This is a genomic window from Modestobacter sp. SYSU DS0511 (assembly GCF_054050755.1).
This window is the reverse complement of sequence record NZ_JBJGZY010000011.1, coordinates 1-21,217: the sequence shown is the minus strand read 5'-3', so window position 1 is coordinate 21,217 and position 21,217 is coordinate 1. Positions and strand designations below refer to the sequence as shown.

Genomic DNA, 21,217 nt, shown 5'->3' with positions numbered 1-21,217 from the left:
GGTCTCCCAGCCGGCCCCGGTCAGGCCATCGCTGATCCGGACATCGCCGGTTCGACCCTCGCCGAGTCGGTGACGACGCCGGCGAGCCCGGCGGTGCGGGCGCTGCGGACGGCGGTGGCGACGAGCTCGCCGGCCACCTGCAGCTGCTCGGGGGTGTGCGTCGCCATGACCGCCAGCCTCAGCACACCGTGGCCGCGCGGGACGGCCGGCCAGCCGACGGCGTTGGTGTAGACCCCGGCGTCGTGGGCGGCGGCCCAGGCGGCGCGGGTCGGCTCGTCGTCACCGGTGGGGACGGCGATCACCGCACCGGACCCGGGCAGCGGTGCGGCACCGTGCTCGGTGAGCACCCGGCGCAGCAGCGCCCCGTTGTTCCGCAGCCGCTGCATCCGCTCGGGCTCGCGGCGCAGCACGCGCAGCGCGGCCAGCGCCGCCGCGACGGCCGCCGGGTCGCCGGCGGCGCTGAAGACGTAGGGCATGGCGGTGGCCCGGATGCCGTCGGCCACCGCGCGGGAGGTCAGCACCGCACCCCCGACGCTGGCCAGCGACTTGCTGAACGCGACGGTGACCGCGTCGACCCGGTCGAGCACCCCGGCCGCCTCGGCGGCACCGCGGCCGTGCTCGCCCAGCACGCCGAGGCCGTGCGCCTCGTCGACGACCAGCCGGGCACCGAACCGCCGGCACATCCCGGCGAGGGCGGCCAGCGGCGCGGCCTCCCCGCTCATCGAGTAGACGCCGTCGACGACGACCACGGCACCGGCGTCGGGCGCCAGCCGCGCCAGCCGGCGCTCCAGGGACGGGACGGAGTTGTGGGTGAACCGCTGCACGGTGGCCCGGCTGGCGGCCGCCGCGGCGTGCAGGCTGGCGTGCGCGTGGGCGTCGACCAGCAGGACGTCGCCGGGCGCGCCGGCGCCGGCCAGCACCGCCACGTTGGCGTTGACGCCGGCGGAGGTGAGGACGGCGTCCTCGGTGCCGTAGTGGTCGGCCAGCTCCTCCTCCAGCGTGAGGTGCAGGCGGGTGGTGCCGTTGAGCACCCGGCTGCCGGCGGCGCTGGTGCCGTAGCGACGCAGTGCCGCGACCGCGGCCTCGACCACCTGCGGGTCACCGGCCAGGCCGAGGTAGTTGTTGGTGCCCAGGTTGATCCGGGCCCGGCCGTCGTCGAACACGGTGACCGGTTCGGGCGCCCCGCCGGTGGGCACCGAGTGGGTCGCCCGCCCCTCGCCGGCGTGCCGCCGCATCACCTCCGCCCGCGGGCTGTCCAGCAGCGGGGCGAAGGCGTCACGTCGGGCGGGCGGGGCGTCGGGCACGGGGACTCCGGGTGGTCGGCGCGGTCGTGGGTGGCCGCGGTCCCCCGACCCTGGCGTTCGACACGCTCCGTGGTCAACGGGTGTCACGCGGTCCCCTCGGGGGTCACCTGACCGGGCGTGGGCGGGGTCACTGGTCGACGCCGCGTGCGCGCCGGTCCACCCGTGCGGACGCGGCCGGGTGACACCCGGCCGCGCAGCAGGGCCGGTCAGGCGGACGGCCGCCGCGTGGGGTCGGCGAAGGCCGCGAACGCCTCCAGGTTGCGCAGCGACTCCCCGCGCTTGACCCGCCACTCCCACTCCCGGCGGATCGAGCTGCCGAAGCCGATCTCCAGCATCGTGTTGAAGTGCTCGTCGGCGTAGGTGAGCACCGAGCCGAGGACCCGGTCGATCTCCTCGGGGTTCACCGCGTCGTGCCCGAGCGTGCCGGTCAGGTAGATGTCACCGACGCCGTCGATCGAGTACGCGACCCCGTACATCCGGGCGTTGTGCTGCAGCAGCCAGGCCCACAGCCGCTCACGGTTCTCGTCGGGCTGGCGGCAGACGAACGCCTCGACCCGGAACCCGTGCGCGCCGATGGTGAGCCCGACCAGGGTGCGCAGCTTCTTCACCCCGGGCAGGGTCACCACGAACCGCCCCGTGCCCGGGTGCTCGTACTCCAGCTCCGCAGCGCGCAGGGCCTCCTCGACGACCCCGTCGAGCTCCGCCACGCTCCGCCGGCTCATCGGCCCGCCGTGCCCCCGGACAGCAGCCGCACCTCGTCCGCTCCGCGCAGCCGGGACAGCGGCACCGGCCGCCGGGCCATCTCGGCCATCGCCGCGGCGTAGCCGTCGACGAGGGAATCGACGGTGCGGTCCCAGCTGAAGGCGGCCGCGTGCCGCCGGGCTCCGGCGGCGAGCAGCTCACGGCGCTCGAGCACCCGGGTGATCGCGGCGGCGTAGTCGCCGGGGTCGCGGCCGGTGACCAGCAGGCCGGAGACGCCGTCGTCGACCGCGGTCGGCAGGCCCCCGACCCGCGCAGCCACCACGGGCGTGCCGCAGGCCTGCGCCTCCAGCGCCACCAGGCCGAAGGACTCGTTGTGGCTGGGCACGACGGCGACGTCGGCGGCGCGGTAGTGGTCGGCCAGCTGCGCCGGCGGCTGCGGCGGCAGGAACCGGACGACGTCGGTGACGCCGAGGCGCACGGCCAGCTCCTGCAGCCGCTGCGGCTCGGCCAGCCCGGACCCGCTGGGCGCGCCGACGACCAGCACCTGCAGCCGGGCGCGCAGCGCCGGGTCGGCGGCGAGCATCCGGGCAGCGGCGTGCAGCAGCATGTCCGGGGCCTTGAGCGGCTGGATCCGCCCGACGAACAGCAGCACGACGGCGTCGGCGGGCACGCCCACCCGTTCCCGGGCCCGCTGGCGGTCCCCGGGCCGGAAGGTGCGCAGGTCGACCCCGGGGGGCACCACCAGCGTGCGGCGCGGGTCGGCGCCGTAGAAGTCGACGAGCTGGCGCGCCTCCTCGGCGGTGTTGGCGACCATCCGGTCGGCCTCGGCGACGACCTGCTCCTCGCCGATCACCCGGGCGCGCGGCTCGGGCTCGTCGCCCTCGGCGAGCGCGGCGTTCTTCACCTTGGCCAGGGTGTGCGCGGAGTGCACCAGCGGCACGCCCCACCGGTCGCGGGCCAGCCAGCCGACCTGGCCCGACAGCCAGTAGTGGGAGTGGACGACGTCGAAGTGCCCCGGCTCGTGCTGGGCCTCCTCGCGCAGCACGGCGGCGGTGAAGGCGCACATCTGGGCGGGGAGCTCGTTCTTGCCCAGCCCCTCGAACGGGCCGGCGCTGACGTGCCGGACGGTGACCCCCGGGCTCATCTCGACCACCGGCGGCTGGTCGCTGGAGGTGGCGCGGGTGAAGACGTCGACGGCGATGCCGCGCTCGGCCAGGCGGCGGGACACCTCGACCACGTAGACGTTCATCCCGCCGGCGTCCCCGGCGCCGGGCTGCTCCAGCGGGCTGGTGTGCACCGAGAGGGTCGCCACCCGGCGCGGGAGCACCCGGCCCGTGGAGTTGCGCCACAGGACGCCGGGGCGACCGGACCGTCGACCAGGCACGGTGCCACCTCCGCTCGGGCGTGCGTGGCGCCCGCGGCGGACACCCTGTCGGTGGTTCAGTCTGCAACAAGGCCAGGATGGACACATGTCCAGCCCTGCTGCGCCCTCCCCCGCACGAGTGCCCTTCCCCGGCTCCGGCCGGGTCGCCGTCGTCACCGGCGCGTCCAGCGGGATCGGCGCCGCGACCGCGGAGCGGCTGGCGGCCGAGGGGTTCGACGTGGTGCTGGCCGCGCGCCGGCTGGACCGGCTGACCGAGCTGGCCGCCCGGATCGGTGGCCGGGTCGCGCAGCTGGACGTGACCGACCCCGCGTCGGTCACGGCGCTGGCGGCCTCGCTGGACCGGGTCGACGTGCTGGTGAACAACGCCGGTGGGGCGTTCGACGCCAACCCGGTGGCCGAGGCCGACCTGGACTCCTGGGAGCGCACCTACGACGTCAACGTGCTGGGCCCGGTGCGGGTGACCAAGGCGCTGCTGCCGGCGCTGCAGGCGTCCGGCGCCGGGGACCTGGTGTTCGTCGGCTCCACCGCCGGGCTGGTCAGCTACGAGGGCGGCGCCAGCTACACCGCCGCCAAGCACGGGGTGCACACGCTGGCCGAGACGCTGCGCCTGGAGCTCGTGCACGACCCGGTGCGGGTCATCGAGATCGCGCCCGGGATGGTCAAGACCGAGGAGTTCTCGCTCAACCGCACCGGCAGCCAGGAGAAGGCCGACGCCGTCTACCGCGGGGTGCGCGAGCCGCTGGTGGCCGAGGACGTCGCCGACGTGATCGCCTGGGCGGTCACGCGCCCGCACCACGTCAACGTCGACCTGCTCGTCGTCCGGCCGCGCGCCCAGGCGGCCCAGCACAAGGTCGCCCGCGACCCGGAGTGATCGCCGCCGGGGCGACTCCGCCGGTCCGGCCCTCCCGCGGGTCGGTGTGCTCGGACCCGGGGAGACCACGTCCCGGGAGCTTGTGCTCTGCTCACTCCTGGTGAGCAGAGCACAAGCTCCCACCGAACACCTCTGGGGCCGGGCAGCCGGGGATGGTCGGAGTGCGTGTCGATGCGGGTCCGTGCGCGAGGCTGGGGCCATGTCGTCCGACCAGGTCACCGTCCGGCCCGCGGAGCCCGCCGACCACCCCGCGCTGCGCGCGCTCGCCGGCGAGCTGACGATCGGGGTGGCGCCCTGGCGACCGGAGGAGACCGTCCGCACGGCGGCGGTGGTTCGTCACCGTCCTGCTGCTCCGGGGGACTCGGTGACGTGCGCGCCGGCTCAGTGCACGAGCTTGAGCCCGACGACGCAGCCGACGATGCCAGCCAGCAGCAGCACCCGGACCACCGAGACCGGCTCGGCGCCGGTGAGCATCGCCCAGCCGGCGGTCAGCACGGCGCCGATGCCCACCCACACCGCGTAGGCGGTGCCCAGCGGCAGGGTGCGCATGGCGAACGCCAGCCCGCCCATGCTCCCGGCCAGGGCGACGGCGAAGACCACGCTCGGCACCAGGCGGGTGAAGCCCTGCGACCGGTCGAGCGCGGTGGCCCAGACGGCCTCCAGCGCGCCGGAGACGACGAGGACGAGCCAGGCCATGACCACTCCCGGAACGCCGTCTTGTCGCTGACCGGGTACGGCGCCGCTCGTCCGGGAGCTCCGCTGCGGGCTCCCCTCCAGGCTCGCACGGCCGCGCCGCCGCAGCCACCGAGCGCCCGGTCGGACGGGTTCCCCGCGGGAAGTGGGGGGGGGGGGGGGGGGGGGGGGGGGGGGGGGGGGGGGCGCCCCCCCCCCCCCCCCCCCCCCGGGCTCAGAGCTGCGGGAAGCGCGGGTAGAGGTACCCGGGGCCCCAGTACGCGCCGTAGCCCCACCACCCGTACACGTCCTCGAAGTAGGCCGGGTCGCGGGTCACCTCGGGGTCGTACCCGGGGACGTCGGTCATCCGGGCGCGGTCTCGGTCGATCTGGACCTGGTCGGGCTGGACCGACGTCACGGCGTCCACGGGGACCAGGAAACGGTCCTTCCCGATGCCCAGGAACCCGCCCGAGCCGATCTGCAGGAACCGGACGCGGCACTCCTCGTCGTCGACGAGCAGGTCCTCGACCGTGCCGATCTCCTCGCCGCTGCTGTCGACGGCCGAGCGGGCACGGACGTCAGCGGCCGGGTCGGCGATGGTCCGGTCCGTCTCGCTCAGTGGCACCAGGCGGCCTGGGGTGTTCGTGGCGGTCATCTTCTCTCCTCAGCTGTCTGGTCGTGTTCTCCGCCGTCCTCGGTGGTGGACCGTGAGCTGCCGTGCGCGGCGGGCCCCTCAGCCGTTGCCGGGGTCGATGAGGGCCAGCCCCGATGCCGGGTCGTGCCGGCGCTGCAGGTGGGCCGGGCTCGTCGTCAGGACCAGCTCGAGGGTCGGGCGGGTCACGGCACGCAGCAGGTGGCCGCCGATCGTCGAGCCGTCCCGTCGGCCGCAGACGGCGTGCGCGTGCACCTGCCACCCGCCCGAGCCGTCGAGCGTGATGTCCCCGGTCAGCGCGAGGACCTCGACCTGGTCGGTGACGGGGATCTCGGCGTACTCCTGGTCGTCCAGGTCGTAGAAGCCCAGCGTGGCCTCCGAGAAGGCGCCGATGCCGGTGAACGACGTGGCCGGGAGGCGGTTCTCGGTGGCCCAGTCGGTGAGGCCGGCGACGACTTCCTCGCCGGCGCTGAAGACGACGGCGTGCTGGCGGGGCGGGCCGTCGGTGAGAGTGGACGTCTGCACGCCGTTCCTCCTCCGCCCGGCCGGACGCGAGGTCGCGCATGCGGCCGGGCACGGTGGCTCGGCCGGGAGCGGCGGTGATCGGGCCGCTTCCGGCGCCGGTCGTGACGTCGGCCCCGCTCCGTGGGAGGCGACGTCCTGGAGCACCTACCCGTCGCGGCGCCGGCTCAACACGGACCCGCACCCGGCGGGTCGGTCACCGGCCGCGGCGCCAGGCCGCGAGGGCGGTGGCCAGCACGCCGGTGCCGACGGCGGCGAGCGCACCGTGGTGCCGGCTCGCCCAGATCTGGGGGTCCCGGCTGCGGGCCTGGTGCGGAAAGCTCCCCTGGGCACCGAAGTCGCGCCCGCCGGCGCCGTCGGCGGGCTCCCACAGGTTCACCGGGTCGTCGGACGACGCCGGCTCGCCCCGCTGCTGGCCGTCGTAGCCGGTGCGGGCCAGATACCAGTCGAGGAACTGCGGCCAGACCTTGTTGCCGAGGATCGTGTAGACCGTCGGCGTCCCGATCCACCACGCGCGGCGCCGCGGGTGCTCGCTGGCGTGCACCAGGGCCTCCGCCATCGGCGCCACGGCGTAGATCGGCGGCACCGGCTGCGGGCGCTCCGGGAGGCGGTTGAGCACCCAGTCGAACTGGGGGGTGTTGACCCCCGGCAGGTTGACCATCGTCACCCGTACGTTGCTGCCGTCGTGCTTGAGCTCGGTCAGCAGCGACTCGGTGAAGCCCTTGATCGCGTGCTTCGCCCCGCAGTAGACGCTCTGCAGCGGGATGCCCCGGTAGGCCAGCGCTGACCCGGTCTGCACGATCACCCCGCGGTCGCGGGGGCGCATCCGGCGCAGCGCCGACATCGTGCCGTGCACGAACCCGAGGTAGGTCACCTCGGTCACCCGCGCCCACTCCTCGGCGGTGATCTGGTCGAAGGGCGCGAACACCGTGCTGAACGCGACGTTGCACCACACGTCGATCGGGCCGAGCTCGGCCTCCACCCGGTCGGCGGCGGCGTCGACGGCCGCGGCGTCGGCGACGTCGACCGGGATCACCAGCGGGGTGCCGCCGGCCGCGCGGACCTCGTCGGCGGCGGCCGTCAGCCCGGTCTCCCCGCGGGCCAGCAGGGCCACCCGATCACCCCGGCGGCCGAAGGCGACGGCGGCCGCGCGACCGATCCCACCGCTGGCACCGGTCACCACCACCACCCGCCCGGCGGACGACTGCTGTGAAACGGTCACGTGTCTCCTCCGCGGTCTGTGGTCCAGGGCCCGCCTGGTCTCCGTCGGTGTGCGCGACGGGGGGCGTGGGCAAACCCGCCGCGACGTCCCGGGAGGCGGGGGACGGCCCCCATCGCCATGATCATCCGCATGGTCGACACGGGGACGGGCGCGTGAGCGGGTCCGGGCAGCCACCGCTCAACCGCTGGGAGCGGGCCGCGGCGCAGGACCGGCAGCGCGCCCGCGACGACGCGCGCGCCTTCCTCCACCGGCGTCCGTTCGGTCAGTACCTCGTCGTCCAGGTGGCGTGGGGCTGCCTGGGTGCCGTGGTGGGCCTGCTGCTCAGCGGCTGGGAGCTCGCCACCGTGAACTTCGTGCTCCTGGCCGGTGGGGGGCTGCTGGCCCGCGAGTACGTCCGCCGCCGCTACGCCCGGGACCGGGATCTGGACCGGGACCTGGACCGGGACCTGGACCGGGACCTGGACCGGGACGTCGAGCCCGAGGGCTGAGTCGGCGACGGGTCAGGAGGTCGGCGGTAGCAGGCGCGGGGCGAAGACCTCGTCGATCGGCCGCGGACCGACGTACTGCCGGCAGCTGCACGCCACCCACGTGTGCCCGGCCCACTTGCCCCGCTTGGTGTAGGCGTCGCGGGCGACCTCGGAGTGGCAGGTGCCCCGTTCCGGGTCGTGCTGGCTCAACGGGTGACCGCAGCTGCAGGTCGCCTGCGGCAGTGCCGGCGTGGCGTTCCGCCGGCGGCCCAGCCGTCCGGCGACGTAGCCGGCCGCCAGCAACGCGCCGCCCACCAGCAGGCTCACCGGCTCCACTGGCCACCTCCTCGACTCACCGCTCCCACGGTAGTGCCGTCGGGTGGTCAGGTGACAGCGATGATTGACCAGTTGTGGCCTGGGGCACACAGAAGTGCGTGAACAGCTACGCCGTCGGCTTCGCCCGACCAGACCGCCGGTCCTGGGCCCAGCCGGCCGACCAGCCCATGTCCTGGCACGCGGTGGAGGCCCACCGCCCCGCCGACGAGCTCGACGGGGAGGTGGAGCTCGCCGTGTGCGGGGCGATCGTGCAGGTCTGGGGGTCGCAGCGGTGGGAGCGGGTCGGCGCCGGACGGTCCGGCTGCGCCGAGTGCCGACGGCGGACGGCGCCGGAGCTGCAGCGGGTGAGTTGAGTCAGATCGACTGGGGCGGCTCGGGAGCCGTCCGCGGCGCGGACCGGCGGCCGGTGATCGCGGAGATGCCGGTGACCTCCCGGCCCACGATGAGCGCCTGCACGTGGTCGGTGCCCTCGAAGGTGTAGATCGCCTCGATGTCCGCGTGGTGCCGGGCCACGTGGTGCTCCAGCAGGATGCCGTCGCCGCCGAGCAGGTCCCGCGCGTCGGCCACGATCGCCCGGGCCTTCTTCGCGTTGTTCATCTTCGCCAGCGACGCCATCGCCGCGGTCATCCGGTCCTGGTCGGCCAGCACCGACAGCCGCCAGCACAGCAGCTGCATGCTGGTGATCTCCGCCAGCATCCGGGCGAGCTTCTCCTGCACCAGCTGGTAGCCGGCGATCGGCTGGCCGAACTGCTCCCGCCGCAGCGTGTGCGCCAGCGCCAGCTCGTAGGCGGCCTCGGCCACGCCCAGCGCCCGCCAGGCCACCGTGTACCGGGTGCGGTCGAGCACTCTCGCGACGTCCTTGAACGAGGAGCAGCGGGCCAGCCGGTTCTCCGCCGGTACCCGTACGCCGTCGAGGGTGATCTCGGCCTGCCACACCGCCCGGAGGGCGGTCTTCCCGGTCATCCGGGTCGCGGTCCAGCCGGTCGAGCCCTTCGGGACGACGAAGCCGCCGACGTCGCCGTTCTCGTCGCGCGCCCAGATCAGCACCAGGTCGGCGATGGTGCCGTTGCCGATCCACTTCTTCGCGCCCGTGAGCACGTACTCGTCGCCGTCCCTGCGTGCCTGCGTCTCCAGCGCGACGGCGTCCGAGCCGTGCTGCGGCTCGGTGAGCCCGAACGCGCCGATCGTCGCCAGCCGGGCCATCGCCGGCAGCCAGCGCTCCTGCTGCTCGTCGCTGCCGAGCATGGCGATCGACTGCATGGCCAGGTAGCTGTGCACCCCGTAGAACGTGCCCAGGCTGCCGTCGGCGCGGGCCCACTCGCGGGCCACCAGGCCGGCCGCGACCGCGCTCATCCCGGGCGATCCGTGGCCCCGGACCGTGCCACCGGCGATGCCCAGCCCGGCGATGCCCGGCAGCAGTGCGAAGGGGAACTCCGCGCGTTCCCAGTAGTCGTTGATCACCGGGGTGACCTCGCGGGCGCAGAACTCCCGGACCCGGTCGCGGACCTCGACCTCCGCCGGTGCCAGCAGGTCCTCGAGGACGTAGAAGTCGGTGCCGGAGGGGGTGGTGGCAGCGCTGCTCACCCGGCGGACGTTACGCCCGGCTCGGGCTCACCGGCGTTCGAGGGTGCCGCGCAGGTAGGCGGCCTGCCCGGCGTGCTGCAGGTCGTCGGTGATCACGCTGACCAGCCGGACGCCGAGGGTCACCGGCGGGTCCCAGCGCTCGTCGACGACGCGGTCGAGGTCGGGGTCGGTGAGGCCGCGGACGAACTCCGCCGTCCGGCGGTGCACCTCGGCGGAGTAGCCGGCCAGCAGGTCCGGGTCGGTGACCCGGGTGGCGGCGACGTCGTCGCTGCTGAAGCCGTAGCCGATGGCCGCGGCGTCGAACGGGAGGTCGAACCGGTCGGCCCAGCCGGCATCGGTCCAGGCCTGCTCGCGGCCGGCCACCTCGGCGACGTGGTCGTCCTGCACTCGGACGAGGTGCCAGACCAGCCAGGCGATGGTGTTGGCCTCGGGGTCGATCCGCTCGTTCAGCAGGGCCGGGTCGATGCCGTCGAGCACCCCCCGGACGGCACCCTCGACGTTGTCGAAGGCGGTCAGCAGCAGGTCACGGCTCAGCATGACGAGCGCCTACCCGCCCGGCAGGCGGGGGCAACCTCGTGCCGACCGCTGGCACCTGCCCGGCTGATCGGCATGCACCTCCGGACGGTTCGGTACTAGCTTCCGAGCATGAGCCCCGTGGAGCAGCACTCGTCGGCGCGCCACTCGGTCGGGCTTCCGCCCCTCGACGGTCGCGCGGACGAGTGGCTGATCGACCGGCTGGTCGACGTCGCTCTCGCGCAGCCGGACGTGCCCGCGCTGGCCGACCGCGCACGGACTGCGCTGTTCGCCGACGTCCTGCGCGAGGGGGAGACCGTCCGGTCCGCGGTGGCGGCGGCCGAGGACGGCGTGCGGCCGGTGTGCGTGCTCCGGCAGCCGGGAGTCGACGCGGTGATCGCGGTGGTGGGGGTGATCGCCGCCGGCGCGCCGGTGGTCGTGCTGGATCCCACCACCCCGGCTGCCCGGCTGCGGCACTACGTCGAGCTGGCCGGTGCGCGGATCTGCGTCAGCGACGCGGTGCACGCGGAGGCGGCCGCCACCCTGTGCCCGGTGGTCCTGCAGCCCCCCGCGTCGGCCGCGGACCGGGACCTCCAGGAGGTGGCGACCGCGCTCCGCTCGACGCCGCCCGGGACGGGGGCGCCGGTCACGCTGGTGTACACCTCGGGCTCGACCGGTCTGCCGAAGGGCGTGTTCGCCGGCTCCCCGGCCGCGCTGCACGACGCGTGGACCAACTCGTCGGCCAGCGGGTGCTACGGGGCCGGCGACCTGGTCGCCAACCTGCTGCCGCTGGCCTTCGACGCGGGGTTGAAGGGCGCCCTCGGCGGCCTGCTGGCCGGCAGCACCCAGCAGTTGTTCGACCCCCGCACCCGCCCGGTCGCCGAGCTGCCGGGCTGGCTGCGCGCGGTGGGCGCGTCGGTGCTGGTGGCCAGCCCGGCGATCATGCGCGGGGTGGTCGCGACGCTCCCGCCGGGCGACCGCCTGGACACGCTGTCGACGGTGACGGTCGGCGGCGAGGCCGTCCACGCCGCCCAGCTGGCCGCGATCCGGTCGGTGGTCGGTCCGGACTGCGAGATCCGCAACCGCTACGGGTCGACCGAGACGGGGCTGCTCGCCGAGTTCCGGCTGCGCCCCGGCGACCCGGTGCCGGACGGCGCCGTCCCCGTGGGCTGGCCGGTCGACGGCATGGCGTTCTCCGTCGAGGACGAGCACGGCGAGCAGCGCGACCAGGGCACCGGACGCCTGCTGGTCACCTCCCGGTGGCTGACCGAGGGCTACTGGGGTGCCCCGGACCTCACCGCGGCCGTCTTCTCCGGCTCGGCCGACGGCACCCGGACGTTCCGCACCAACGACGTGGCCCGGATCGACGAGCAGGGCTGCGTGCAGCTGCTGGGTCGTACCGACCACAGCGTCAAGGTCCGCGGGCACCTCGTCGAGCCGGGCGAGGTCGACGCCGCGCTGTTCGCGATGCCCGAGGTCCGCGAGGCCGTCGTCACCGGTGTCGAAGGGGACGACGGGCAGACCCGGCTGGTCGCCTACGTCGTGCCGGCGGTGCAGCGGCTGGACGCCTCGACGGTGCGGCGCGCCGTCCGCGAGGTGCTGCCGGGCTTCATGGTGCCGCAGGACGTCGTCATCCTCCCGGCGCTGCCCCGGACCGAACGGGGCAAGCTGGACCGGGCCGCGCTGCCGCCCCCGCCGGCCAGGGCCGAGGTGACCCCGCCAGGCACCGACTGGGAGCGCGTGGTCGCCGCGGAGTTCGCCCGCGCCCTCGGGCTGGACGAGGTCGGGCTGCACGACGACTTCTTCCAACTGGGCGGTGACTCGCTGGCCGCCGAGGGGCTGCTGGCGGCCATGGGCACCGAGATGGACGTCCCGGCGCGCGTGCTGTCCACCACGCTGCTGCAGGAGTCGCCCACGGTGGCCTCGTTCGCCGAGGCGACGCGACGGCGCCGGGAGCCGGCCCACCCGACGATGGTCCGGCTCCGCGCGGAGGGCAGCCGGCCGCCGCTGTTCTGCATCGCGGGAGCGGGAGGTGTGGCCGTCGGGTTCCGGTCGCTGGCCCTCCGGCTCGGTCCGGACCAGCCGGTGTGGGCCCTGCAGGCGCACGGCATGGAGAACCGCGGCCGCCCCGACTGGTCGGTGCGGGCGATCGCGCGGCGCCACCTCGCCGCCGTGCGCAGCGTGCAGCCGCACGGCCCCTACCGGCTCGCCGGGCACTCCCTCGGCGGGATCCTGGCGCTGGAGATGGCGCACCAGCTCCGGGCAGCGGGGGAGGAGGTCGCTCTGGTGGTCGTCCTGGACTCCTTCCCGCCGGAGCCCGGTGCCTCCCCACCGGCGATCGACGGGGGCCTGCCGCGGCGGGTGAAGCAGATCGGCGCGCTGGCCCTGACCGGGATCGTCCCCGATGCGGGCAAGGGGCACTACCTGCGGTTCTACCGGCAGGGGATGTTCCTGCAGCGCCGGTACCGGGGTGCGCCCTACGACGGCCGCACGCTGGTGCTGGTGGCCCGGGACGACCCGGAGGCCGCCGGCCGCAGGCAGTGGTCCGGGCACCTGACCGGGCAGTGGTCGATGCACGAGGTCCCCGGCAACCACACCGGGATGCTGCACGAGCCCGACGTCGGACCCGTCGCCGAGCTGGTGGCCTCCGAGCTCGACGCGGTGGCGGCCGCCGGTGGCGAGGTCAGCGTGTCCGAGAGCGCTGCACCGGGCGGCAGGTGAGCGGCGGGTGAACGGCGCACCGCGACGCGCCGGCACCACTTGCGCCGGTGCGTCGACGTCCCTTCACTGATCCCGTCCGGCGTCCCGGGGCTCCGGGCGATGCCGGAGGAGCTCGGACCGTGGGGGACGGATGAGCGGATGGCGGCGGCGGACGACGGCCGGGGGTGCGTCGTCCAGGACCGTCGGGCGGCGCATGGGTGCAGCGGTGACCGCGGGGCTGATCGTGGCCGCGTTGGCCAGTGCGTCGGTGGCCGAGGTCGCGCCGGCGGGTGCTGCGGCCGCGGTCGTCGAGCCGGACGCGGACCGTGCGGCCGTGGCTGCCCCGCCCGCACCACGCCGGCCAGCGGTCACCGACGCGGCCAGGGGATCCGCCGAAGCACCTGCCGCCGACGTACCCGCCGCCCCGTCCGTGGCCCCCGCGCCGTCGGAGCCGACCGTGGTCGAGCCGGTGTGGAACCCGCCGCTGGCCGCCGGCGGGACCCCGGCGGTGGCGCTGCGGGCCTACGTACGGGCGGCGGAGCAGGCACCCGCGGCATGCGGCATCGGCTGGGAACTCATCGCGGCGATCGGCCGGGTGGAGTCGAACCACGGCCGGTTCGCCGGCGCGGCGCTGCAGCCCGACGGGACCTCGGCCCCACGCATCGTCGGCATCGCGCTGACCGGCGCCGGCGCGACGGCCGAGATCCGGGACACCGACCGGGGCCGGCTGGACGGCGACGCCACCTACGACCGCGCCGTCGGACCGATGCAGTTCATCCCCTCGACCTGGGCGCGCTACGCCGCCGACGGCGACGGTGACGGTCGCAGTGACCCTTTCGACCTCGACGATGCCGCTGCCGCGGCCGCCCGCTACCTGTGCGCCGCCGGTGGTGACCTGTCGCCCCTGACCGGCCAGGCCCGCGCGGTGTTCGCCTACAACCACTCCACCGCCTATGTCGCCTCGGTGCTGGAACTGGCCGCCGGCTACGCGGGGACGGCGACGCCCCCGCCCGCCCCTGCACCGGCTGGCCCTGCACCGGCTGACCCTGCACCGGCCGCGCCGCCGCCGGACCCCGCTCCGGAACCGCCTGCGGTGCTGCTGGCCGCCGAGCCGGCTCCGGCGGCCGCTCCGGCGCCGAGCCCGATTCCGGCGCCGACGCCGACGCCGACTGTCGAGCCGGAGCCGACTGCTGAGCCGACGCCGACTGCTGAGCCGACGCCGACTGCTGAGCCGGAGCCGACTGCCGAGCCGGAGCCGACTGCCGAGCCGGAGCCGACTGCCGAGCCGGAGCCGACTGCCGAGCCGGAGCCGACTGCTGAGCCGGAGCCGACTGCTGAGCCGACGCCGACTGCTGAGCCGACGCCGACTGCTGAGCCGACGCCGACGCCGACGCCGACGCCGACGCCGACGCCGACGCCGACTGCCGAGCCGGAGCCGACCGCTGAGCCGGAGCCGACCGCTGAGCCGGAGCCGACCGCTGAGCCGACGCCGACCGTCGAGCCGTCGCCGACCGCGCCGACGCCCGGCCCGGTGCCCAGCCCGTCGCCGGGGCCTGGGGCGTGCGACCCCGAGTCGTGGACCGTCGACGTCCGTGACGGCTCCGGCGAACCGGCGACCGCGGAGGCGTTCGCTGCGGAACTACGGGGGACCGGCGCCGTCGTCGGGGCCGTGGTGCTCACCGACGCCCGGGCGGAGTCGGCCCTGGAGTTCCCGGCCGGCCGGGAGGTCGAGGCCCGGGTGCTCGCCGAGGCACTGGGGCTGGCCGGACGTGTGCACGAGGCCGACGTCCCCCAGCTCACCGTGGTCGTCGGTGCCGACCTGGGGGACCAGCTGGCGGCGCTCGCTGCCCTGCCGACCCTGCCGACGCGGCCGTGCGAGGGGCCGCCGGAGGACTGACCGGGACGCGGGGCGCTAGGTTGCCCCGAGCGTCGACCCGGCAGGAGGCCCGTGTTCTTCTTCCTCTCCCGGCTGACCCGTGTGGTGGGCAGCCGGCTGCACGGCTGGCGGCTGCCGCTGCTGGTGATCGTGGTCGTCTTCCTCACCAGCTGGCTCGCCATGGCACTGGTCGAGCCGGCGGACAGCCAGATCGCCGCGCCGGGCAACTACTGGTGGTACTTCGTGGTCACCGCGGCGACCGTGGGCTACGGCGACCTGTTCCCGGTCTCGGACGGCGGGCACGTCGTCGGGGCCTACGTCATCGTCGGCGGGATCGTCACGCTGACCCTGCTGTTCACGCGGCTGTCCGACTACCTGTCGACGGTCCGCGGCAAGCGCCTGAGAGGTGTCGTGGCACTGGACCTGACCGACCACGTCGTCGTCCTGGGGTACACCCCGGGGCGCACCGAGCGGATCCTCACCGAGCTGGTGACCGAGGGCTGCGGGGAGATCGTGCTGTGCGCGTGGGACGACGTCGCCGAGCACCCGGTGCCGGAGCAGACCACGGTCTCCTTCGTGCGCGGTGACCTGACCGGGATCGACGTGATGACCCGGGCCTGCGTGGCCCGCGCGCGAACGGTCATCGTCGACGGGCGCGACGACAACGAGACCCTGGCGATCGCGCTGGCCGCCGACCACGCCAACCCCGAGGCGCACATGGTCGCCGCGCTGCGCGACCTGGGCCGTCGGGACGCGCTTCGGTACGTCAGCCCGTCGATCGCCTGCGTGCAGTGGCACATGCCCTACCTGCTCACCGAGGAGGCGCTGGACCCCGGCATCACCGACGTCTACACCGACGTGATGAGCCACGGCGGGCACGGCAACACCTACTCGGTGCGACTGCCCGCCGGCCACCGGTTCGCCGCCTTCGGCGACTGCCAGACGCACCTGGGCCGGGAGTTCGGTGCGACGGTGCTCGCGGTGCGCGACGACGGCGAGCTGGCGGTGAGCCCGCCGTGGGACACCCCGGTGCCGGAGGGGACGACGCTCTACTACATCGGGCGCCGGCGGATCGAACCACGGGAGCTGCTCAGCCGCTGACCGGATCGCCGGAGGAGTCGGCGGGCAGCAGCGTGCTGAGCAGCCGGGCAGTGTGCTCGACCGTGGGCAGGAAGCGCGCCATGCTGCGCGGTTGAGCCCGCGCGGAGAACCCGCACAGCGTGCCGAACAGCTCACCGGAGCGGGTCACCAGCGGCACCCCGACGTAGGCGGCGATCCGTTCCGGGGAGTCGGCCAGCAGCTGGGAGTAGACCGGGACGGCGGCGGTGACGGTCGCGACCCGGGGCCCGGTGCCGGTCACCATCGCCCGGCAGAAGGTCCGCTCCCACGGGAAGGACGTGCCGGCGGGGACCGCCTCGCGGGGATGGGCGTGCAGCACGACCTGCTCGGTCCCGGCCACCTCGGTCAGCATCCAGACGTCGAGCCCGACGGTGCGGTGCAGGTGGGTGAGGGACGCCCGGACGGCCGCCGGCCAGTCGGCGAACGGCGCGAGGTCGTCGACCACCACAGGGCGCATGTTGCACCGTGAGCCCGCGCGCGGTCTCCCGTCAATCCCTCCGGTCGCGTTCGATCCGGAATCGTTGCACAGCGTGTCCCGGGCGCTGGCGCGTCAGGTGCGGGAGCTCAGCCGCCGGCGCAGCACCTCGTCCTCGCGCCGGAGCACGACACCGACCAGCTCCCGGACGGCGGCCTCCGCCTGGCGCCCGATCAGCGGGGCGTCGACCGAGGCCTCGCCGGTCACCGCGGAGCGGGTGCCGGTGGGGTCGGGGAGCAGGCGACGCTCACCGGTGACCCGGACGACCCGCCCGAACACCTCGGCCTGCACGTCCAGGTCGCTGCGGTGCCCACCGGCGCCGTCCGGCGTCCAGGCGGCGCGCTCGAGGACGGACACGCGGTCGCCCACGAAGCGGGCGAACACCGGCGGGATGCCCGTGGTCGGCGCCGCGAGCCGCACCTCGGTGCGGGGGCGGTCGCCGTCGGCGGTCACGGTCAGCTCCTGCACCTGGGCGCCGAGCGCGGCCGCACGCTCGCGGAGGAACGACTCGTCGGTCAGCACGGCCAGCACGGTGTCCGGGGCGGCCGGGTAGCGCTCGCTCAGGTCGAAGGGCACACCTCATCCTGCCGCCGGCCGGCTGGGACCGCGCTTCGCGGCTCAGTCGTCCCGGCCGACGATCCGGAGGTGGGGCTGGGTGCGCACTCCGGCGGGGTCGGTCACCGGGAGCCCCGCCGCACGGCGCACGCGGTTCTCGGGGACGCCCAGCGACCGGGCCAGCGCCCGAGCCACCCGGTCGCTGACGTAGACGGACGTGCTCCCTGCGACCAACCCCCGGATCGCCTCCTTGGAGAGCGTCCCCTCGGTCCGCTGAGCCGCATCCTCGGCGGTGAGGCCGAGCTCGAAGAGCCGGCGCCAGATGAGCCGCTGCAGCGGGAGTCGGTGGATGGTCACCAGTGCGTCGATAACCGCCGGGCGGGCGCGAGAAACGTCCACCGCCGGGGTGGCGCTCAGGGGAGTCCCAGTTCCGCGCGTGCAGCGGCGAGGGCGGTGGCGGGCGGGGGCAGCCGGCCCGACGCCAGCACCGTGCCGTCGGCGATCAGCGACTCGACGGCCAGCCCGGCGCGCACCGAGCGCCGCAGCGCGGCGCCCCGCAGGCCCCGGCGCCGCCCGTCGCCCACCAGGGCGGGCACCAGCCACAGCCAGTTGGACGGGGAGACGACCTCCACGGCCACCTGATCGGGCAGTCCACCACGCAGGGCGCGGTAGACCGCACCGACCGGGTCGTCGCTGCTCGTGTCCCGGTGGCCCGGGTGGGCGTGCCCGCCGGCGTCGAAGGGGCGCACGTCCCCACTGCAGCACCCGCCCCCGGCCGGGCCGCGCGCACCGCGGACGAGCACGACCCGCGGGCTCACCGCGGCTCCTCCTGGGATGCAGCCGGCCGGTCCTCGGCACCCACCGTCGTCCGCCGGTCCCGGAACGCGGCGCGCAGTGCCAGCGCGGCCTCGACGATCAGCCACAGGGCCAGCAGGAAGATGACCGCGTCCAGCGGGGCCAGCACCCACTGGTCGTCGCGGACGAAGTTGCGCAGGTTCACCAGCAGCGCCCACGAGGTCATCAGCAGCAGGAAGACGAGCGGGATCAGCACCGCCACCGGGCTGCGGCCGCGGCGGGTGACCCACACGGCGATCACGGCCAGCGCCAGGCCGGCGGTGAGCTGGTTGGTGGTGCCGAACAGCTGCCACAGCACGCCGAAGGTGTAGCCGGCCTCACCGCCGCCGGGGAGCAGCGCCATCCCCAGCGGGATGAGCACGGCGATGGTGGTGGCGAGCGTGAGGTTGCGGGCCAGCACCCGGATGCCGGTGAGCTCACCGATCTCCTGGACGACGTAGCGCTGCAGCCGCACGCCGGTGTCCATCGTGGTGGCCGCGAAGCTGATCACCACGACCGCGGCGAAGATGGTGGCGATGTCCAGCGGGACGGCCAGGTTGTTGGCGAAGACCGCGACCCCGTTGACGAAGTTGCCGGTGGCGCCGCCGCTGGCGGTGGCGAAGTCGGGGTAGAGCGCCTCCCACTCGGCCTGGGAGGCGGCCACGCCCGCGGTGGCGGCGAGCACCGCGCCGGTGGCCAGCGAGCCCTCGCCGACGGCGCCCATGTAGCCCACGTACCGGGCGTCGGTCTCCCGGTCCAGCTGCTTGGACGTCGTTCCGGAGGCGACCAGCGAGTGGAAACCGGAGATGGCGCCGCAGGCGATGGTGATGAACAGGAACGGGAAGAAGCTCGGCGAGCCCTCCGGGACGTCGTTGACCACCGGCGCCTGGATGGTGTTCAGGCCGACGATCACGCCGAGGGAGATGACGCCCAGGGCGATGAACAGCTGGTGGCTGTTGATGTAGTCACGCGGCTGGAGCAGCACCCACACCGGGATGCGGGAGGCGACCCAGGTGTAGACGAACAGCAGGACCACCCAGAGGTTGCGGGTCTGCTCGAACCCGAGCGTCTCGGCCAGGCCGTCGAGGGAGATCGGGAACGCGTTGCCCACCAGGATCAGCGCGTACAGGATCAGCACCCCGACGATCGAGGGGATGAGCGCCGAGGAGCGGGTCTTGTAGATGTACTGGCCGATGGCCATCGCGACCGGGATCTCCACCACGATCGGGATGACCGCCCCGGGGTTGTTCACGAACAGGTTGCCGATGACCACGGCGAAGACGGCGTTCACCAGGGTCAGCAGGAAGAAGATGATCGCCAGGAACAGGCCCCGGGCGCGGCCGTTGACGACCTCCCCGGCGAGGGTGCCGATGCTGCGGGCCTTGTGCCGCACCGACACGACCAGCGAGCCGAAGTCGTGCACGCCGGCGGCGAAGATCGTGCCCAGCACGATCCAGGTCAGCGCCGGCCCCCACCCCCAGAACACCGCGATCGCCGGGCCGACGATGGGCGCGGCCCCGGCGACGGAGGTGAAGTGGTGACCGAACAGGACGTGCTTGTTGGTGGGCACGAAGTCCACGCCGTCGTTGAACTCGTGCGCCGGCGTCACGAACGCCGGGTCGAGCACGTACACCTTCTGGGCCAGGTAGCGGGAGTAGTACCGGTACCCGAGGAAGAACAGCACCCCGACCACGGCTGCCACGACGACTGCGGGCACGGCGACCTCCAGCGCAGGGCGGCCCGAGCGGCCGCAGGCCCGCAGAGTAGACAGTGGACGTGACCGAGCGCACAACTCCGACGCGGGCGATTCGCGCCGCCGGCCTCGCCGAGCTGGTCTGGCGACGCCCCGGCAGCCCGCCCGGAGCGCTCGGCGTGGTCCCGCTGCTGCTCGGCCAGCGACCGGCCGCGGCCCTGCCGTGGGCGCAGGTGGCGGCCGCCCGCAGCGTCGCCGCTGCGGACGCCGCGGCGCTCGTCCTCTCCGATCCGCGGCTCACCGGAGCCGGCTGGGAGCCGCTCGCGCTGAGTGGCCGGTGCACCCTGGTCGAGGACGGCGACGGCCGCCTGTTCACCGACGAACTGCTGCCGCAGGAGCTGCGCAAGCACCCGCCGTCCCGGGCGCTGGCCGACTCGGCCATGCTCCGCCGGGAGCACTGGTGGTACCTGCCGCGGCTCGTCCTCGTGCTCGAGGACGTCCGGGTCGTCCCGACGAGGCGCCGCGACGGGCCGGCCGACGCCGTCCTCGCGGTCGACGACGGCGGCCTGCACGCCGGCACCGTGCGGGTGGGGGAGTGGGGCGCCGATCCGCTGGTGCTCGACGGTGCCCCGGCGGCGACCGGCCCGGCGACGCTCGTCGGTCAGGAGGTCTCGGTGCCCGACGCCGAGCGGTGGACCGTGCACGTGACCACCGGGCGGCTGGCCGACGGGCGGCTGACCGACGTCACGCCGGCGGCCGGCCGCGGGCTGGAGCCGACGCCCGGGCTGCTGGCCCGGGTACGACGGCAGCGAGCGCTGCACCGAGCCTGCCTCGCCGCCCTCCGGGACGCCGGGCACGCCTGACCGGCACGGGGGTGGTCAGGCCGCGTCGTCGCGCAGGGCGCCAGCCGACCGTCGCCTGATCGGGACGACACGGACGCGCCACCGGTCCCGCAGCCGGAACGCCGGGCGCCCGGTGACTGCGGTGCCCGGCGGTCCGGGTCCGGTCGGCGGTCAGCTCCCGGGGGCGCTGCGGTCGGCCAGCGCCTCCTCGGCCTGCAGGTCGGGGACGTGCGCCACGAGGCGGCGCAACAGGTGGTTGAGCTGCGCCACGTCCTCCGCCGAGAGGTCCGCCAGGATGATCTCCTGGCCGCGCAGCGAGATCGGCAGCATCGCGTCGTGCATCTCGGCCCCGGCCGCGGTCAGGAACAGCTGCCGGGAACGGCCGGTCTCCTCCACCTGCACGATGAGCCGGCGCTCGGTGAGCACGCCGACGCTCTTGGAGATGATCGCCTTGTTCATCGCCACGAAGTCGGAGATCTCGCTCGCCGTCACGCCCGGACGGAGGGCGAGTGCGGAGATGACGCGCCAGTCGTTGGTGCCCAGGCCGAAGTGGGCGCGGAGGAGTCGTGACTCGCGCCAGACCAGGCTGTTCGACAGCAGGGAGATCAACCGCGGCGTGAAGTCGTTGCTGTCGATCACGGTCGGCATGGGTTCGAGGACCGCTTCCGGCGGCAGCTCCATCGTTGCGTTCCTCATCACGGTGGCGCGGCGCGCGGCCCCATCATCGCGAGATGCGGCTCGTGCCTGTCCGGAAAAGCCTAGCCAGGCGTGGGGGGGGGGGGGGGGGGGGGGGGGGGGGGGGGGGGGGGGGGGGGGGGGGGGGGGGGGGGGGGGGGGGGGGGGGGGGGGGGGGGGGGGGGGGGGGGGGGGGGGGGGGGGGGGGGGGGGGGGGGG

Annotated in this window: 23 protein-coding genes and 1 riboswitch; of the genes, 7 read left to right on the top strand and 16 right to left on the bottom strand. The window is 75.0% G+C overall.

The genetic code is table 11. The features are described from left to right. Nucleotides 1-20: 20 nt before the first annotated feature. The 3 genes from ACI783_RS07500 to mshA form a co-directional block, all read right to left on the bottom strand. Nucleotides 21-1,304, bottom strand: coding sequence for an aminotransferase class I/II-fold pyridoxal phosphate-dependent enzyme (locus tag ACI783_RS07500; RefSeq protein WP_457139853.1), 1,284 nt, complete (start codon nt 1,302-1,304; stop codon nt 21-23). Nucleotides 1,305-1,510: 206 nt separating this feature from the next. Beyond that, nucleotides 1,511-2,026: a YbjN domain-containing protein gene (locus ACI783_RS07495; RefSeq protein ID WP_457139852.1), complete on the bottom strand. Its 516-nt coding sequence runs from the start codon at nt 2,024-2,026 to the stop codon at nt 1,511-1,513. Continuing rightward, nucleotides 2,023-3,390 carry a D-inositol-3-phosphate glycosyltransferase gene (mshA, locus tag ACI783_RS07490; protein ID WP_457139851.1) on the bottom strand — a complete coding sequence of 456 codons (1,368 nt, stop codon included), beginning with the start codon at nt 3,388-3,390 and terminating at the stop codon, nt 2,023-2,025. The genes ACI783_RS07495 and mshA overlap by 4 nt, the downstream gene beginning before the upstream one ends. Nucleotides 3,391-3,475: 85 nt before the next feature. Here mshA and ACI783_RS07485 point away from each other — a divergent pair, with 85 nt between their 5' ends. Beyond that, a complete protein-coding gene (locus ACI783_RS07485) occupies nt 3,476-4,261 on the top strand; it encodes an SDR family oxidoreductase (RefSeq protein WP_457139850.1) in 786 nt (261 codons plus the stop codon). Nucleotides 4,262-4,642: 381 nt separating this feature from the next. On the opposite strand, the gene ACI783_RS07480 is transcribed toward ACI783_RS07485, so the two are convergent. The 4 genes from ACI783_RS07480 to ACI783_RS07465 all read right to left on the bottom strand — a co-directional run bounded on the left by ACI783_RS07480 (nt 4,643) and on the right by ACI783_RS07465 (nt 7,329). Next, entirely contained in the window at nt 4,643-4,957 is a 315-nt protein-coding gene (locus tag ACI783_RS07480; RefSeq protein ID WP_457139849.1) for a DMT family transporter, read from the bottom strand. A 10-nt stretch (nt 4,958-4,967) separates the two neighbouring features. Beyond that, nucleotides 4,968-5,033, bottom strand: a riboswitch (guanidine-III (ykkC-III) riboswitch). Between the two features lie 135 nt (nt 5,034-5,168). Continuing rightward, nucleotides 5,169-5,588, bottom strand: a complete 420-nt coding sequence (locus ACI783_RS07475) for a PRC-barrel domain-containing protein (RefSeq protein WP_457139848.1) — start codon at nt 5,586-5,588, stop codon at nt 5,169-5,171. Nucleotides 5,589-5,666: 78 nt separating this feature from the next. After that, nucleotides 5,667-6,110, bottom strand: a complete 444-nt coding sequence (locus ACI783_RS07470) for a PPC domain-containing DNA-binding protein (protein ID WP_457139847.1) — start codon at nt 6,108-6,110, stop codon at nt 5,667-5,669. Nucleotides 6,111-6,303: 193 nt separating this feature from the next. After that, complete coding sequence (locus tag ACI783_RS07465) at nt 6,304-7,329, bottom strand: SDR family oxidoreductase (protein ID WP_457139846.1); 1,026 nt, start codon at nt 7,327-7,329, stop codon at nt 6,304-6,306. A 152-nt stretch (nt 7,330-7,481) separates the two neighbouring features. Between ACI783_RS07465 and ACI783_RS07460 the strand changes: the two genes are divergently transcribed. Next, nucleotides 7,482-7,817 carry a hypothetical protein gene (locus ACI783_RS07460; protein ID WP_457139845.1) on the top strand — a complete coding sequence of 112 codons (336 nt, stop codon included), beginning with the start codon at nt 7,482-7,484 and terminating at the stop codon, nt 7,815-7,817. Nucleotides 7,818-7,829: 12 nt separating this feature from the next. Here ACI783_RS07460 and ACI783_RS07455 read toward each other — a convergent pair whose 3' ends face one another. Beyond that, nucleotides 7,830-8,123, bottom strand: a complete 294-nt coding sequence (locus ACI783_RS07455; RefSeq protein ID WP_457139844.1) for a hypothetical protein — start codon at nt 8,121-8,123, stop codon at nt 7,830-7,832. A gap of 107 nt (nt 8,124-8,230) precedes the next feature. Between ACI783_RS07455 and ACI783_RS07450 the strand changes: the two genes are divergently transcribed. Beyond that, nucleotides 8,231-8,485 (top strand): hypothetical protein, encoded by a 255-nt coding sequence (locus ACI783_RS07450; RefSeq protein WP_457139843.1) that lies wholly within the window; start codon nt 8,231-8,233, stop codon nt 8,483-8,485. Nucleotide 8,486: 1 nt separating this feature from the next. Here ACI783_RS07450 and ACI783_RS07445 read toward each other — a convergent pair whose 3' ends face one another. Both ACI783_RS07445 and ACI783_RS07440 read right to left on the bottom strand, forming a co-directional pair. Continuing rightward, the gene (locus ACI783_RS07445; protein WP_457139842.1) at nt 8,487-9,716 is read right to left on the bottom strand and encodes an acyl-CoA dehydrogenase family protein; all 1,230 of its coding nucleotides are present in this window, start codon (nt 9,714-9,716) and stop codon (nt 8,487-8,489) included. A gap of 27 nt (nt 9,717-9,743) precedes the next feature. Further along, the gene (locus ACI783_RS07440; RefSeq protein WP_457139841.1) at nt 9,744-10,253 is read right to left on the bottom strand and encodes a mycothiol transferase; all 510 of its coding nucleotides are present in this window, start codon (nt 10,251-10,253) and stop codon (nt 9,744-9,746) included. A 108-nt stretch (nt 10,254-10,361) separates the two neighbouring features. On the opposite strand from ACI783_RS07440, the gene ACI783_RS07435 reads away from it, so the two are divergent. From ACI783_RS07435 to ACI783_RS07425, 3 genes are all read left to right on the top strand, one after another. Next, nucleotides 10,362-12,950 carry an AMP-binding protein gene (locus ACI783_RS07435; RefSeq protein WP_457139840.1) on the top strand — a complete coding sequence of 863 codons (2,589 nt, stop codon included), beginning with the start codon at nt 10,362-10,364 and terminating at the stop codon, nt 12,948-12,950. A gap of 193 nt (nt 12,951-13,143) precedes the next feature. Further along, nucleotides 13,144-14,826: a lytic murein transglycosylase gene (locus tag ACI783_RS07430; protein WP_457139839.1), complete on the top strand. Its 1,683-nt coding sequence runs from the start codon at nt 13,144-13,146 to the stop codon at nt 14,824-14,826. 51 nt (nt 14,827-14,877) lie between these two features. Next, nucleotides 14,878-15,906 carry an ion channel gene (locus ACI783_RS07425; RefSeq protein ID WP_457139838.1) on the top strand — a complete coding sequence of 343 codons (1,029 nt, stop codon included), beginning with the start codon at nt 14,878-14,880 and terminating at the stop codon, nt 15,904-15,906. Here the strand turns inward: ACI783_RS07425 and ACI783_RS07420 are convergent. From ACI783_RS07420 to ACI783_RS07400, 5 genes are all read right to left on the bottom strand, one after another. Then, complete coding sequence (locus ACI783_RS07420) at nt 15,896-16,381, bottom strand: GAF domain-containing protein (RefSeq protein ID WP_457139837.1); 486 nt, start codon at nt 16,379-16,381, stop codon at nt 15,896-15,898. The genes ACI783_RS07425 and ACI783_RS07420 overlap by 11 nt on opposite strands. Nucleotides 16,382-16,474: 93 nt before the next feature. Then, nucleotides 16,475-16,975: a DUF2505 domain-containing protein gene (locus ACI783_RS07415; protein WP_457139836.1), complete on the bottom strand. Its 501-nt coding sequence runs from the start codon at nt 16,973-16,975 to the stop codon at nt 16,475-16,477. A 42-nt stretch (nt 16,976-17,017) separates the two neighbouring features. Continuing rightward, complete coding sequence (locus tag ACI783_RS07410) at nt 17,018-17,311, bottom strand: hypothetical protein (RefSeq protein WP_457139835.1); 294 nt, start codon at nt 17,309-17,311, stop codon at nt 17,018-17,020. A gap of 56 nt (nt 17,312-17,367) precedes the next feature. After that, the gene (locus tag ACI783_RS07405) at nt 17,368-17,772 is read right to left on the bottom strand and encodes a hypothetical protein (RefSeq protein WP_457139834.1); all 405 of its coding nucleotides are present in this window, start codon (nt 17,770-17,772) and stop codon (nt 17,368-17,370) included. Beyond that, nucleotides 17,769-19,505, bottom strand: a complete 1,737-nt coding sequence (locus ACI783_RS07400; RefSeq protein ID WP_457139833.1) for a carbon starvation CstA family protein — start codon at nt 19,503-19,505, stop codon at nt 17,769-17,771. The genes ACI783_RS07405 and ACI783_RS07400 overlap by 4 nt, the downstream gene beginning before the upstream one ends. Before the next feature lie 59 nt (nt 19,506-19,564). Between ACI783_RS07400 and ACI783_RS07395 the strand changes: the two genes are divergently transcribed. Next, nucleotides 19,565-20,344 carry a hypothetical protein gene (locus ACI783_RS07395; protein ID WP_457139832.1) on the top strand — a complete coding sequence of 260 codons (780 nt, stop codon included), beginning with the start codon at nt 19,565-19,567 and terminating at the stop codon, nt 20,342-20,344. Nucleotides 20,345-20,494: 150 nt separating this feature from the next. Here the strand turns inward: ACI783_RS07395 and ACI783_RS07390 are convergent, their stop codons facing one another. Beyond that, complete coding sequence (locus tag ACI783_RS07390) at nt 20,495-21,004, bottom strand: MarR family winged helix-turn-helix transcriptional regulator (protein WP_457139831.1); 510 nt, start codon at nt 21,002-21,004, stop codon at nt 20,495-20,497. Nucleotides 21,005-21,217: the final 213 nt, after the last annotated feature.